Source organism: Rhizobium herbae, assembly GCF_019511375.1.
In the GTDB taxonomy this organism is placed as follows: Bacteria; Pseudomonadota; Alphaproteobacteria; order Rhizobiales; family Rhizobiaceae; genus Pararhizobium; species Pararhizobium herbae_A.
Map to the genome: position 1 here is coordinate 1 of NZ_JAEUAO010000027.1, position 237 is coordinate 237.

At 70.0% G+C, this 237-nt stretch carries 1 protein-coding gene; it reads right to left on the reverse strand.

Annotated elements, in window-relative coordinates:
- Nucleotides 1–237 (reverse strand): VCBS domain-containing protein (locus JNB71_RS24315; protein ID WP_220374324.1); only part of this gene is annotated, 237 nt, incomplete at both ends.

The window sequence follows — 237 nt, forward strand, 5'->3', positions numbered from 1 at the left end:
CGACGCCGCGTCGTTGGCGCCGGTGATGGCGACGACGATGTTGTGGCTGGCGGTGCCGTCGAGCGAGGTGACGCTCAGCGTGTCGCTGACGGCCTCGCCCTGGTTGAGCGCTTGCGTCGCCGCCCGGCTGTTGTCGAGCGTATAGGTCCAGCTGCCGGTGGCGGCATCGAAGGAGAAGCTGCCATAGGTGCCGTCGAGCGTGGCCGGGGCGGCAAACACCGCCTCGCCGTCGTCGAC